The sequence below is a fragment of the Psychroserpens mesophilus genome (assembly GCF_050617655.1).
Taxonomy (GTDB): Bacteria; Bacteroidota; Bacteroidia; order Flavobacteriales; family Flavobacteriaceae; genus Psychroserpens; species Psychroserpens mesophilus_A.
The window spans coordinates 1-257 of sequence record NZ_JBODQC010000281.1 but is presented as its reverse complement, the minus strand read 5'-3'; the positions used below and the strand labels follow the sequence as shown (position 1 = coordinate 257).

Below are 257 nucleotides of genomic sequence, written 5' to 3'. Positions count from 1 at the left end.
ATTGGGAATAGTGTCTGGATTTGTGCCGGAGCATTTATAGGCCCCGGAGTTACCATTGGTGAGGGAGCAGTGGTAGGAGCCCGTGCAGTAGTAACATCAAATGGTGAACCTTGGACAGTAGTGGCCGGTAATCCAGCAATTCTAATCAAGAAAAGAATCATTTCTGAGTAATGAAAGTATCCGTAGTCATTCCTTTATTCAATCAAGAGAGATTTATTCAAAGATGTATAACTTCTATACGTAATCAAACCTATACG

Annotated in this window: 2 protein-coding genes; both read left to right on the top strand. The window is 40.9% G+C overall.

Annotated features, from left to right (window positions below):
• Positions 1-171, top strand: a complete 171-nt coding sequence (locus ACRHNM_RS17275; protein WP_431137886.1) for a hypothetical protein — start codon at positions 1-3, stop codon at positions 169-171.
• On the top strand, positions 171-257 hold an 87-nt coding region (locus ACRHNM_RS17270; RefSeq protein ID WP_431137885.1), incomplete at its 3' end, for a glycosyltransferase. The genes ACRHNM_RS17275 and ACRHNM_RS17270, both read left to right, overlap by 1 nt.